Origin of the sequence: Polycladidibacter stylochi (assembly GCF_001562055.1) — a bacterium.
Lineage (GTDB): Bacteria > Pseudomonadota > Alphaproteobacteria > Rhizobiales > Stappiaceae > Pseudovibrio > Pseudovibrio stylochi.
The window spans coordinates 38,945-51,205 of the sequence record NZ_LLWE01000014.1 but is presented as its reverse complement, the minus strand read 5'-3'; the positions used below and the strand labels follow the sequence as shown (position 1 = coordinate 51,205).

The 12,261-nt window shown below is 47.1% G+C and carries 10 protein-coding genes and 1 tRNA gene; 7 read left to right on the top strand and 4 right to left on the bottom strand.

Features of this window, described 5'->3' with window-relative positions:
* The first annotated feature begins 294 nt into the window (after window positions 1-294).
* On the top strand, window positions 295-1,188 hold the full coding sequence (locus AYK67_RS02215) for a DMT family transporter (protein ID WP_068081718.1): 894 nt from the start codon (window positions 295-297) through the stop codon (window positions 1,186-1,188).
* Window positions 1,189-1,198: 10 nt separating this feature from the next.
* Here the strand turns inward: AYK67_RS02215 and AYK67_RS02210 are convergent, their stop codons facing one another.
* The gene (locus tag AYK67_RS02210) at window positions 1,199-2,215 is read right to left on the bottom strand and encodes a potassium channel family protein (protein ID WP_068081717.1); all 1,017 of its coding nucleotides are present in this window, start codon (window positions 2,213-2,215) and stop codon (window positions 1,199-1,201) included.
* Between the two features lie 247 nt (window positions 2,216-2,462).
* Between AYK67_RS02210 and AYK67_RS02205 the strand changes: the two genes are divergently transcribed.
* The 3 genes from AYK67_RS02205 to tgt all read left to right on the top strand — a co-directional run bounded on the left by AYK67_RS02205 (window position 2,463) and on the right by tgt (window position 4,963).
* Window positions 2,463-2,538, top strand: a tRNA-Lys gene (locus AYK67_RS02205).
* Between the two features lie 181 nt (window positions 2,539-2,719).
* Complete coding sequence (gene queA / locus AYK67_RS02200) at window positions 2,720-3,799, top strand: tRNA preQ1(34) S-adenosylmethionine ribosyltransferase-isomerase QueA (RefSeq protein WP_068081716.1); 1,080 nt, start codon at window positions 2,720-2,722, stop codon at window positions 3,797-3,799.
* Window positions 3,800-3,802: 3 nt separating this feature from the next.
* A complete protein-coding gene (gene tgt / locus AYK67_RS02195; RefSeq protein WP_068081713.1) occupies window positions 3,803-4,963 on the top strand; it encodes a tRNA guanosine(34) transglycosylase Tgt in 1,161 nt (386 codons plus the stop codon).
* A 53-nt stretch (window positions 4,964-5,016) separates the two neighbouring features.
* Here tgt and AYK67_RS02190 read toward each other — a convergent pair whose 3' ends face one another.
* From AYK67_RS02190 to galU, 3 genes are read right to left on the bottom strand one after another with little or no spacing between them, the layout of a single operon-like run.
* On the bottom strand, window positions 5,017-6,321 hold the full coding sequence (locus AYK67_RS02190; RefSeq protein ID WP_068081710.1) for a nucleotide sugar dehydrogenase: 1,305 nt from the start codon (window positions 6,319-6,321) through the stop codon (window positions 5,017-5,019).
* 21 nt (window positions 6,322-6,342) lie between these two features.
* Window positions 6,343-7,353 carry an NAD-dependent epimerase gene (locus tag AYK67_RS02185; protein WP_068081707.1) on the bottom strand — a complete coding sequence of 337 codons (1,011 nt, stop codon included), beginning with the start codon at window positions 7,351-7,353 and terminating at the stop codon, window positions 6,343-6,345.
* Between the two features lie 17 nt (window positions 7,354-7,370).
* Entirely contained in the window at window positions 7,371-8,246 is an 876-nt protein-coding gene (gene galU / locus AYK67_RS02180) for a UTP--glucose-1-phosphate uridylyltransferase GalU (protein WP_068081704.1), read from the bottom strand.
* Between the two features lie 240 nt (window positions 8,247-8,486).
* On the opposite strand from galU, the gene cysQ reads away from it, so the two are divergent.
* The 3 genes from cysQ to cysN all read left to right on the top strand — a co-directional run bounded on the left by cysQ (window position 8,487) and on the right by cysN (window position 12,184).
* Window positions 8,487-9,296: a 3'(2'),5'-bisphosphate nucleotidase CysQ gene (gene cysQ, locus AYK67_RS02175; RefSeq protein WP_068081697.1), complete on the top strand. Its 810-nt coding sequence runs from the start codon at window positions 8,487-8,489 to the stop codon at window positions 9,294-9,296.
* A gap of 72 nt (window positions 9,297-9,368) precedes the next feature.
* Entirely contained in the window at window positions 9,369-10,277 is a 909-nt protein-coding gene (cysD, locus tag AYK67_RS02170) for a sulfate adenylyltransferase subunit CysD (RefSeq protein ID WP_068081695.1), read from the top strand.
* Window positions 10,277-12,184: a sulfate adenylyltransferase subunit CysN gene (gene cysN, locus AYK67_RS02165; protein WP_068081692.1), complete on the top strand. Its 1,908-nt coding sequence runs from the start codon at window positions 10,277-10,279 to the stop codon at window positions 12,182-12,184. The genes cysD and cysN overlap by 1 nt, the downstream gene beginning before the upstream one ends.
* The last annotated feature ends 77 nt before the right edge of the window (window positions 12,185-12,261 follow it).

Genomic DNA, 12,261 nt, shown 5'->3' with positions numbered 1-12,261 from the left:
CGTTTATCCTTTCCCTATTAGGCAAGGAGTGACCTACGTTTTTTATAGGAGCCTACAATAAGCAGGCAATTGGGTGATGAGGCCATCAATGACAGTTAAATAGGTCAACTCCTATGAACAACAATGAGACTACGTGTTTTATAAAGCAGCGCATATGTCGTTAACGTCCCCTTTGCGTTTCATAATCGAAACATGCCAAGCGGTGAAATACGCCCTTAAATAAAGAATTTTCTTTTCAAATTACCCAAGCGTCCTTAAACACGTTTACAGCAATTGTTTAATGGTTGGATGCAAATGTTAATATATGAAGGGGCGGCAGTATTGGCCGCTACATGTTGGGCAATAACAGGATTGGTATCATCAAAACCAGCGGGGCATTTAGGGGCAATAGGGTTTAACTTTGCCCGCATGTGGTCTGTTGTTGTTATGTTAGCAGCTTACACCCTCATTTCGGGTAGCTGGCAAACGTTATCCTATGACTATTTACCACTGCTCTTTATCTCTGGCTTCATTGGTATTTTTGTAGGCGATACAGCTCTATTTTTAACTTTAAACAGGCTTGGGCCGCGCCGAACTTCAATCATTTTCGCTATGAATGCACCAATATCTGTAATTCTAGGTGCATTGCTGTTTGGTGAAAAGCTCAGCATTCAAGAAGTCTCCGGCATACTTCTGGTCATTGTCGGTGTTGTACTCGCAATTGCTTTTGGTAAGAGAAAAGATCAGCTCCACCAATGGGAAGCGGTGAAGGGGCCTCTCGTCATAGGAGTTGGTTTGGGGTTGGTTGCAGCCACTTCCCAGTCCATAGGTTCACTTGCAATCAAGCCGATAATGTCATTGGGGGCCGACCCGTTGGCTGTTGCTTTGGTAAGGTGCACAATCGCGGCCATCGGCCTTTCTTTTCTTGTTTCGTTACCAAGCCCAATGTTCAAATTCGCACGTCCGATGACAATAAATATCCTGGGTTTTTGTATCGTCTCTGGCTTTTTGGGTATGGGTGTGGGCATGTCATTCCTTCTATTCGCCTTAGAAGGAGGAGAAGTGGGTATCGTATCCACCCTCTCAGCCACCAGCCCGGCGATTTTATTGCCGTTACTGTGGTGGCGAACGGGTCAAGCACCGGCTATAGGGGCTTGGATTGGTGCATTTCTTGTGATTATCGGCTGCGCTTTAATATTCCGTGTTTAGCATATTGGGTCTAAATACGGTCAGTTTTCACGCGAGAATGAGCAACATAATAAACAATATGGTTGGTGCTAAGTGATTGAGGGAAGGGCCTAAAACAAAGCTGCTCTTTATCACTTGCATCCCCGATCGCTAATAGGCTGGCATCAACCGCATTCAGGTGTGCCTCTATTTCATTTATCGGCGTATTGGCCCGAGTGATTTTGAGGGAAAAAATGGTTGCATTACAGCTAAACGAACTTAGTGCGTGCAAAACTTGACTGGCTCCAGGATCCTGCGCCGCACGAATGAGTGTCGATGATGCATTCGAAACCACAGCTTCTACTTGCGCGAGCTGACGTGCACGACGAGCAGTGTCTTGGTCCCCAAAATATGCCGCAACATGCACGCTTTGGTTTAATTCACGCACTGCGAGGCAGCTATTGAAACTCTCGCCATCACTTTTGCAATAGACAATAACCATCGAAGCCTGATGTACGCCTGCCCTTGTTAACTCTTGTAGGGCATCCAGTCGCTCAGAGCGGATATACCGCACACCCTTGGGTAGGGAGATATCACCTTCCCGGGCCATCATAATAATCGCACTCGTATTAACGCCGCTTGCGATGAGATCATTGATCATCGCGATACTGTGCTCTTCTTGGTATCCGATCAGCACCACACTATTGTTAAGATGTGCAAAGTCCCCAAGACCATCCGCCATACGCCTCACTCCCCTAATGATGTCAGAAGTCACTTTTCCCAAAAAAGCGGTAAAGATAATCAAAGCACCAGGCATAAACCAGATGGTTGCAATCAAACGCCCTGCAGCAGTTTGCGGTGACAAGTCCCCATAGCCGACAGTCGATGCTGTTGTAATGGCAAAATAGCTAAAGCTGATAAAATCTTGAACCAGATGCTGCTCGCCAGCCAGATAAAACAGTATATACGAAATACCAAGATAGCTGAGCAATAATGCTGCAAGCAGCCATAATTTCAGTTCAACCAAATCATCATAAACTCTAAGAAAAATCTTGGAAATAATCGGCACTTAAAAACCCTGCATTATCGGCCTAGTTTCTACTTAAAATAATTGAAGAAGCTGAAGTGGCAAGAGGTTGCTTGTAAAAAATGATTTCAAATGGGCGCGACCAACAAATTAAATAGGCGCGGCCAACACAACGTGCAATTGGATGCAATAAAAATATGCAGTGTGGAAAATAAAAAAAAGGGCTTGCGCTAAAGCGATGAAATCCTTAGAAGACCCCTCACAGGCAACGGCGCAACGCCAAGCCTAAGAGCCCGTAGCTCAGCTGGTAGAGCAACTGACTTTTAATCAGTAGGTCCACGGTTCGAACCCGTGCGGGCTCACCATTCTCTCAATGAGAATGGTCTAATAAAGTGAAGTCTTTCAAAATTCATTGGTAAATCGAAGTGGTACTTGACCTTAGCGCCTGTTTGGCGTTATGAGCCTTTGCCTCTGGTTGATACGCTATTGCCTTTGTTAGCGTCTTTTCTTTCACAGTGGCGGAACAGTCCACATCAAGGTACCCTAATGCGCGTAGACGAGTTTGATTTTGAGTTGCCCTCAGAAAATATTGCATTGCGGCCAACTTCGCCAAGAGATACATCCAAGCTCTTGGTTGTAAAACCAAACCAGACGCCCCTTTTGCAAGATAGTCATGTACTTGAACTTGCCAGTTTTCTGGAACCTGGTGATGCTTTGGTGTTCAATGATACGAAAGTAATTCCCGCACAATTGCTTGGGTTTCGTAAACGAGATGGTGTGAGCGCTAAAGTTGGTGTCACTTTACATCAGCGGGCGTCAGTGGATGAGTGGCGGGCATTTGTCCGCCCCGCTAAAAAGCTTCGGGTCGGTGATTGTGTTTCTTTTGCATTTGATGAAAGCGGGGCTGAACAAGCCACATTAAGCGCACAGGTGATGGAAAAAAGCCCAAGCGGCGATATTCGTTTCAAATTCAATAAATCAGCTGCGGAATTAGACGCTGCCATAGCGCAGGTCGGTCACATTCCACTACCACCATATATCGCCCAAAAACGCGCCGAAGATGCGCAAGACCGGCAAGACTATCAAACCGTTTATGCGCGTCATGAAGGTGCTGTGGCAGCGCCCACAGCAGGCTTGCACTTTACGGATCGGTTATTTGAAATGCTGGCGCAAAAAGGCGTTGAGCGCCACTTTGTAACCCTACATGTGGGGGCAGGAACTTTTTTGCCTGTTAAAGTGGATGATACCAATCACCATCAAATGCACGATGAATGGGGCGAAATTTCGCGGGCGACAGCAGAACAGTTGAATGCCGTGCGCAAACGCGGCAACAAGGTTGTGGCGGTTGGCACCACTTCACTGCGCATTCTTGAAAGCTCGGCTCAGGCCAGTGGACAAATATCCGAGTTTTCCGGTTCGACCAGTATTTTTATTGTTCCCGGTTATCAGTTTAAAGCAATTGATGCTTTAATGACAAACTTCCACTTGCCGCGTTCCACCTTGTTTATGTTGGTAAGTGCATTTGCCGGTATGCCAGAAATGCGGCGTGCCTATGAGCATGCAATAGACAATAACTATCGCTTTTATAGCTACGGTGACAGCTCGCTGCTCTTCCCCAAGGATTAATCCATGTCAGAACAAAAACAACAGCCCTTCTCGTTTAAACTGCTGAAAACCGACGGTATGGCGCGGCGCGGTGAAATAACGACGCCCCACGGGGTGGTGCGTACACCAGCTTTCATGCCAGTCGGCACACAGGCCACCGTTAAGGCTATGTACCCGCAACAGGTACGGGAACTGGGCGCTGATGTGATTTTAGGTAATACATACCATTTGATGCTGCGCCCCACGGCTGAGCGTGTGGCCAAGCTGGGTGGTTTGCATAAGTTTATGAACTGGCCACACACGATATTGACTGACTCTGGTGGTTTTCAGGTCATGTCGCTCTCTTCTTTGCGAAAAATGACCGAAGAAGGGGTGACGTTCCGCTCGCATCACGACGGCTCGAAACATATGATGAGCCCGGAGCGCTCCGTGGAAATTCAAGGTCTGCTCGGTTCGGATATTCAAATGCAACTCGACCAGTGCATTGGTTTGCCAGCTGAGAAAAAAGAAATCGAAGCGGCGATGCAATTGTCTTTGCGGTGGGCGGTGCGTTCGCGTGAGCAATTTGAGCGCATGGGCGGGCCAGCAAAAGGGCAGGGGCTTTATGGTATCGTTCAAGGGGGAGATAATGCGGAACTGCGTATTGAATCTGCCAGACAGTTGGCGCAAATGCCATTTGAGGGTTACTCCGTTGGCGGCTTGGCTGTTGGTGAACCGCAAGCAGTTATGCTGAAAACACTTGAAGTCACAACGCCGGTGATGCCAGTAGATAAGCCTCGCTATTTAATGGGTGTTGGCACACCTGAAGATCTTTTGGAAAGCGTGGCTCGTGGTATTGACCAATTCGACTGTGTAATGCCCACAAGAGCAGGTCGTCACGGTTTGGCCTATACACGTTTTGGCAAGGTTAACTTGAAAAACGCTCGCCATGCGGATGACCCGCGCCCGCTTGATGCGCAATCCAATTGTGAGGCCACCAATAATTATTCACGGGCGTATTTGCACCACTTGGTACGTGTGAATGAGGGGTTGGCCGCCATGCTGCTCACCTGGAATAACCTTGCCTATTATCAATACCTGATGCAGGGTATTCGCGATGCCATTGATGCCGGTCAGTTTGAAGATTTTCGGCAAAAAACGAAAGAAGACTGGGCACGAGGTGATCTGGAGCCGTATTCAAGCTAACAATTTAATCTATTTTATCGCCCCGCAATGCGGGGCTTTTTATAGGATCCGCGCTACAAACGCCATAGTACTTGACCTTTTGGGGCTCTATTCCTCTCAAGGCAATGGTAAATATCTGCAATGATGGCGTTTTGGGGACGGCATATTTTTTGAACGAGTGGCCATAGGGAATGCGGTGATGGGCTTGCCGCATAAAACGCCTTGTGCGGGACGGCAAGAATAACCAGATCGGCATGGTTGTTGTAGCATTCTTCAAGGTCGGTGAGTTTTAGCGGGCTATGGCTTTGCTCTGTACCATTGGCAATAAGTGGGTCAACCAGTTGCACAATAGCGCCATATTTTTCTAGCGCGGTAGCCAGCTCAAGGGCCTTGGAGTTGCGTATATCCGGTACATTGGCTTTATACGTGGCTCCCAAAATAACAGCGTTTATGGGATTGTGCACACCTTGCTTGCTCAAGTGTTGCATAAGCTGTTCGGCAATAAAGCCAGGTATCGCCTCATTGGTTTGCCGCCCTGCCAATGTGAGTTGTGGTTCAAAGCCGACTTCATGCGCTTTTTCCGATAAATAATAGGGATCGACGCCAATACAATGGCCGCCAACCAAGCCGGGTGTAAAGGGTAGAAAGTTCCACTTGCTGCGGGCGGCTGCCAACACATCGCCACTATCAAGGCCGAGTTGGTGAAAAAGCATGGCAAGCTCGTTCATGAGAGCAATGTTGAGATCTCTTTGCGTGTTCTCGATGGTTTTGGCTGCCTCAGCGACCTGTATGCTAGGTGCAACGTGTAAACCTGCTTTAATAATTGTTTTATAAAGATTTTTAACGCGTTCAAGAGCAAGGGGCGTTCGGGCTGAAACAATTTTTATTGTTGAGGCTAGGTTGTGCTCGTCATCTCCCGGGTTGATGCGCTCTGGAGAGTAGGCCAACTCAAAATCGCGATCCAGCTTTAAGCCTGAAACTTTTTCGATTTCTGGCGCTGCAATATCTTCGCAAACACCTGGATAAACAGTAGACTCAATGACAACCATATCTCCTTTGGATAGCGACTGACCTAATGTTTTGCAGGCGGCCAATAACATGGACAAATCGGGTCGCCGGCTTGGGGTGATTGGTGTTGGAACAGCAATTATATGGCAATTTGCCTTGATAAGATTTTGATGATCATTTGTGAAGGTGATTGCTTGTTCTTTCAGATCCTCCAACGGGATACTGGTGTTTTTATCAATGCCTTGTCGAAGTTGCTTTATGCGAGATATTGACTTGTCATAGGCGATGACCTCAAAACCTGCCTGCGCAAAAGCGCAGGCAAGCGGTAGCCCCACATATCCAAGCCCGATAACAGACAGGCACTGTGCCATTTAAAATGTTCCTGATACGACCTAACAACGGTAGTAATCACGATACCATTTAACAAAGTTTGCAACCCCTTGTTTAACAGTGGTTTGTGGCTTGAAGCCTGTCAACTGCTCAAGATCTGAGGTATCGGCAAATGTGGCGGCGACATCACCGGGCTGGAAGGGCAGGAATTGTTTTATGGCCTTCATGTCCAGAGCCTGTTCAATGGCTTCCAAATAGTCCATAAGCTGAACTGGAGAAGAATTGCCAATATTACAAATGCGGTAAGGAGCAGAGCTGCTGGCCGGATCAGATGTTTTGTTGTCCCATTGCGGATTTGTTTCTGGAGCCATTGGTGTCAGACGCCAAATACTTTCAACAATATCATCAATATAAGTAAAGTCCCTTACCATATCACCGTTATTGAAGAGAGGGACCGGCTCGCCCGCAAGAATTGCTTTGGTGAATTTGAACAGGGCCATATCAGGCCGCCCCCATGGCCCATACACGGTGAAAAAGCGTAGACCTGTTAGCGGTATCGAAAACAAGTGCGCATAAGAATGCGCCATGGCTTCATTGGCTTTTTTGGTTGCAGCATAAAACGAGACCGGGTGATTGCCACCGTGATGCGGTGATAGCGGCATCTGCCCATCCAACCCGAAAACCGAAGAGGTTGAAGCAAAAATAACATGTTGTGGTTTGTGCTCTCGCGCAGCCTCGAGAATAGATAAAAAGCCGGTAACATTACTATCCACGTAGGATTGCGGGGATTCAAGTGAGTAGCGTACACCGGCTTGAGCCGCCAAGTGAATCACCTTACTTGGCTTATGCTCGGCGAAAAGCGCCATTACACTTTTACTGTCCTCAAGGCGAATACAGGCTTGAGTAAAATGGTTTGAGGCACTTAGCAGCTTTAAGCGTGCATGTTTTAATGTCACATCGTAGTAGTCGGTGAGACAATCAAGGCCAACCACATGATAGCCTTCTTGCAAAAAACGTTTTGCTACCGCACAACCAATAAAGCCTGCTGTTCCCGTTATGAGGACAGTTTCCATTACAGTACCTATTACTATTAGCCCATTAACTTTTGAAGTAGAGGACTGATTTCTTTTGCGAGTTCTTCGTTATCAAGCGCGTAGGCAATATTTGCGGCTAAAAAGCCGGCTTTTGAGCCACAATCATATGTGGTGCCTTTAAACTCGACCCCACGAAAAGGCTGCTCTTGCATTAGCTGCTGCATGGCATCTGTGAGCTGGATCTCACCGCCGGCCCCAGTGCCTTGTTTTTGTAGTAAATCAAATATTTCTGGCTGTAAAATATAACGACCGTTGATATAGAGGTTTGAAGGAGCCGTGCCAGGGGCAGGCTTTTCAACCATACCGTGGATGGTGAAGGTATCATCCTGCTCAACAGGCCCGCGTTCAATGATACCGTAGTTATGGGTTTGATCCATGGGCACTTCTTCAACCGATATGATGTTACCACCATGGGTTTTATAAGCCTCAACCATTTGGGTTAAACAACCTTTAGGCGCTTTCATCAACATATCTGGCAGTAGAACTGCAAAAGGCTCGGAGCCAATTAAATCGCGGGCACACCAAACCGCATGACCCAGTCCCAAAGGCTCTTGTTGACGGGTGAAGCTGGTGGTACCAGCTTTGGGACGCGTTGCTTGTAAATCCTTTAGAGCTGCGTCCTTTTTGCGAACCCGCAGCGTCTCTTCCAGCTCGTAGGCAATATCAAAGTGGTCTTCAATCACATGCTTGTTGCGGCCGGTGACAAATACGATGTGTTCAATCCCTGCTGCACGGGCCTCATCCACCACGTATTGGACCACCGGGGCGTCAACAATGGTGAGCATTTCTTTGGGAACTGCTTTTGTAGCGGGTAGAAAGCGTGTACCTAGGCCCGCGACTGGCAGAACTGCTTTTTTAATTTTACCTGACATAAATCATCCAATAATTCAAATTTTTTGTTTCAAAAACATAAAGACATTTTTATTGCAAAACGCAAATGAAAATAAACTAATACAGGATACATTTTTCTTAAATTAGCTACTATTGGGATACTATTGCTAGATCCAAATGAAAAATACAGCGTATAGCATATAATTCGGCTTTCTCTAATTTCCTACGAAATCAGTCGTCGGAAATAGTGCATTAATCATTAAAACTATTGTGAGGCATCCTTGATAGAACAGCTAAAAAAGGCTTCGTTGCAAGCCGGTGAAAAAATAATGGCCATTTATAACAGTGGGTTTAGCGAGCATATTAAACAAGATGGTTCTCCTGTGACAATTGCAGATCAAGCAGCAGAAGAAATCATTTTAAAGCATCTTGCCGATCACTTTCCGACAATTCCGGTCATTGCTGAAGAGGCAATGGCATCTGGTATTCAGCCTAATGTGGCAGATCGCTATTTTTTGGTCGACCCGCTTGATGGGACAAGAGAATTTATCAAACGTAATGGTGAATTCACAGTCAATATTGCGCTGGTTGAAAACGGTATACCGACCAAAGGAGTTGTGTATGCGCCGGCGCTAACAACACTCTACTATGGTGAACTGAATGTAGGTGCCTTTCGTCAATTGGTAGATATTAAAGGCGCAACAGCAGAGCCTATACGTGTGCGGCGTGCTCCTTTAGATAAAATTGCTGCCCTTGTTTCGCGCTCGCATTTAAGCGAAAAAACAAAACAGCTTTTAAACAAGATGCCCGAATGTGAAAAGCAGTCGACGGGCTCGTCGCTTAAATTCTGCCGCTTGGCCGAAGGCTTGGCAGATTTTTATCCACGTTTCAGCCCCACCATGCAGTGGGATACAGCAGCCGGGCATGCGGTTTTGCTTGCAGCCGGTGGTGCAATGGTAAAAACGGACGGTTCGCCCTTCCTGTATGAAGGGGCTAAAATAACCAAGAATAAAGCCTATGAAAACCCATACTTCTTTGCTGTGGGCGATGAAAAAATTATTTCCCGTTATGGCCTAACCAAAGAGTTCTAAGCTTCGTCAGGGGAACTTTAAACGCATAGACTCCGGATTAATTACTAAGGGACTTAAATCCGGAGTTACATTATGGGTATCGCTCAAAGCTCGCACCTCAAACATCTTGAGAGTGAAAGCATTCATATTATTCGCGAAGTTGTTGCCGAGTTTTCCAATCCGGTTATGCTTTACTCAATTGGTAAAGACAGTGCAGTTATGCTGCATTTGGCCCTAAAAGCATTTGCACCTTCTAAGCTACCTTTTCCGGTGTTGCATGTAGATACCACTTGGAAATTCAAGGAAATGATTGCCTTTCGCGATTATATGGCGAAAAAGCACAATCTTGATTTGATTGTGCATACCAATCAAGAAGGCAAAGCACAAAATATTAATCCATTTGAGCATGGTAGCTCAACCTATACGCATGTCATGAAAACCGAGGCCCTTAAACAAGCGCTTGATTTGGGCGGGTATGACGCGGCATTCGGCGGAGCGCGTCGTGATGAAGAAAAGTCGCGGGCGAAAGAACGGGTGTTTTCTTTCCGCACAAAAACCCATGGCTGGGATCCGAAGAACCAGCGCCCCGAACTTTGGCAGCTTTATAATGCGCGTGTAGCGCCTGGTGAGAGCATTCGTGCTTTCCCGCTATCCAACTGGACCGAGCTGGATATCTGGCAGTACATTTTGGCCGAAAAAATCGAGGTGCCTTCTCTCTACCTTGCGCAACGTCGTAAAGTTGTCGAGCGCTCGGGCACACTTTTGATGGTTGATGATAACCGCTTGCCGCTGCTGCCCGGTGAAGTGCCACAAGAAAAAATGGTACGGTTTCGCACATTAGGGTGCTATCCGCTCACGGGGGCTGTTGAAAGCAGTGCAACCACACTTGAGGAAGTGGTGGGTGAGATGCTTGTCGCACGCTCTTCCGAGCGGCAGGGCCGGTTAATCGATCATGATTCAGCCGCTTCCATGGAGAAAAAGAAGCGGGAGGGCTATTTCTAATGAATAAGCCTTTAGAAGCCTCAGCCACACAGTTGATAGAAAACTACGTTGCTGCTCAAGAAAACAAGCAATTACTGCGTTTTATTACCTGTGGGAGTGTGGACGATGGAAAGTCAACGCTCATTGGTCGCTTGCTCTATGACAGCAAGCTTATTTTCGAAGATCAACTCGCTTCATTGGAAAGTGATAGTAAGCGTTTTGGCACTGTGGGGGAGGATATCGATCTTGCTCTGCTTGTTGACGGGTTGGAAGCTGAGCGCGAGCAGGGGATTACTATTGACGTAGCCTATCGCTTTTTCGCCAGTGACAAGCGTCGTTTCATTGTTGCAGACACTCCAGGGCACGAGCAGTATACCCGTAATATGGCAACAGGAGCCTCAACGGCTGACCTTGCCGTATTGCTGGTAGACGCACGCAAAGGGATTTTAACGCAAACAAGACGTCATGCATTTATTGCATCCTTGCTAGGTGTGCGTCACCTCGTTTTAGCTTTGAATAAATTCGACCTGGTTGACTATGACCGCAAGATATTTGAGGAAATAAAGCAGGAGTTCGCAGCTCTTGCAGCCTCTCATGACTTTGAGAGTGCGCAAGTTGTGCCCGTATCGGCACGCTTTGGTGATAACGTTACCCAACGTTCCAATAATATGGATTGGTATGATGGGCCAACGCTTTTGCAACACTTGGAAACGGTTGAGATCAAGCTAAGCGATGAAAGCCACGAAAACTTTCGCTTTCCGGTGCAATGGGTGAACCGCCCTGACCTTGATTTCCGCGGGTTTAGCGGTACGGTGAGCGGGGGACGTATTGCGCCTGGTGATGAAATCGTTGTGGCAAAATCAGGGCAGACAAGCCGTGTAAAGCGCCTGACAACGATGGATGGTGATCTAGTAGAAGCAAGCAAGGGTGATGCGATCACCATCGTGCTGGAAGACGAGATTGACATCTCGCGTGGTGATTTGTTGGCTTCTGTAAAAAGCCGTCCCGAGGTCAGCGATCAACTGGCAGCGCATTTGATCTGGATGAGTGAAACGCCGCTTTATGCTGGTCGCACGTATCTTTTAAAATGTGGTACACAAACAGTTAGCGCAACGGTTACCGAGATAAAGCATCGGGTTGATGTCAATTCGGCGCAGCATTTGGCAGGAAAAAGTGTTGGCTTAAATGAAATTGCCTTTTGTAATTTGAGTCTTTCGCAGGAGATTGCTTTTGACCCTTACGAGGTGAACCGACATACGGGAAGTTTTATCCTGATTGATAGGCTCTCTAACGCAACAGTAGCGGCCGGTTTGGTATGGTTTGGTTTGCGACGGGCCAACAATATTCATCGGCAACAGCTTACAGTTAGCAAACAGGAGCGGGCGAGCCAAAAAGGTCAAAAGCCATGTGTTCTTTGGTTTACCGGTCTTTCGGGCTCCGGAAAATCCACGATTGCCAATGCATTGGATAAAGAGCTGCTCCGATTAGGGGCGCATGCAACCTTGCTTGACGGCGATAACCTGCGGCATGGTCTGAACAAGGATCTTGGCTTTAACGAAGCGGACCGGATTGAAAATATTCGCCGGGTCGGGGAGCTTTCCAAGCTTATGGTTGATACCGGCTTAATAACGCTGGTTTCATTCATCTCGCCTTTCGCCAGTGAGCGAAAACTGGCACGAGAGCGTGTTGAAGAGGGAGAGTTTATTGAAATCTACGTAAATACCTCCCTTGATATTTGCGCAAAGCGTGACCCCAAAGGCTTGTATGCCAAGGCAAAAGCGGGGGAAATAGAAAACTTTACCGGGATATCGAGCCCCTATGAAGTGCCAGAGACCCCCGAGTTGACGCTTGATACCGAACAGCAGAGTATTGAGGAAAATGTTGCGCAAATAATCGCTTATTTGCGAGAACATCAGTTCATTTGGTAGGATGAGAATAATTAAATTTGTTTTGAAGCTGCATCTTTTGATGCAGCTTCTTGTGTTTTGCGAGGTATACGCTTATC

Bases quoted from the DNA above. Each gene is read 5' to 3' on its own strand.
- AYK67_RS02215 (WP_068081718.1), top strand. From the start codon at position 295: ATGTTAATATATGAAGGGGCGGCAGTATTGGCCGCTACATGTTGGGCA.
- queA (WP_068081716.1), top strand. From the start codon at position 2,720: ATGCGCGTAGACGAGTTTGATTTTGAGTTGCCCTCAGAAAATATTGCA.
- tgt (WP_068081713.1), top strand. From the start codon at position 3,803: ATGTCAGAACAAAAACAACAGCCCTTCTCGTTTAAACTGCTGAAAACC.
- AYK67_RS02190 (WP_068081710.1), bottom strand. From the start codon at position 6,321: ATGGCACAGTGCCTGTCTGTTATCGGGCTTGGATATGTGGGGCTACCG.
- AYK67_RS02185 (WP_068081707.1), bottom strand. From the start codon at position 7,353: ATGGAAACTGTCCTCATAACGGGAACAGCAGGCTTTATTGGTTGTGCG.
- galU (WP_068081704.1), bottom strand. From the start codon at position 8,246: ATGTCAGGTAAAATTAAAAAAGCAGTTCTGCCAGTCGCGGGCCTAGGT.
- cysD (WP_068081695.1), top strand. From the start codon at position 9,369: ATGGGTATCGCTCAAAGCTCGCACCTCAAACATCTTGAGAGTGAAAGC.
- cysN (WP_068081692.1), top strand. From the start codon at position 10,277: ATGAATAAGCCTTTAGAAGCCTCAGCCACACAGTTGATAGAAAACTAC.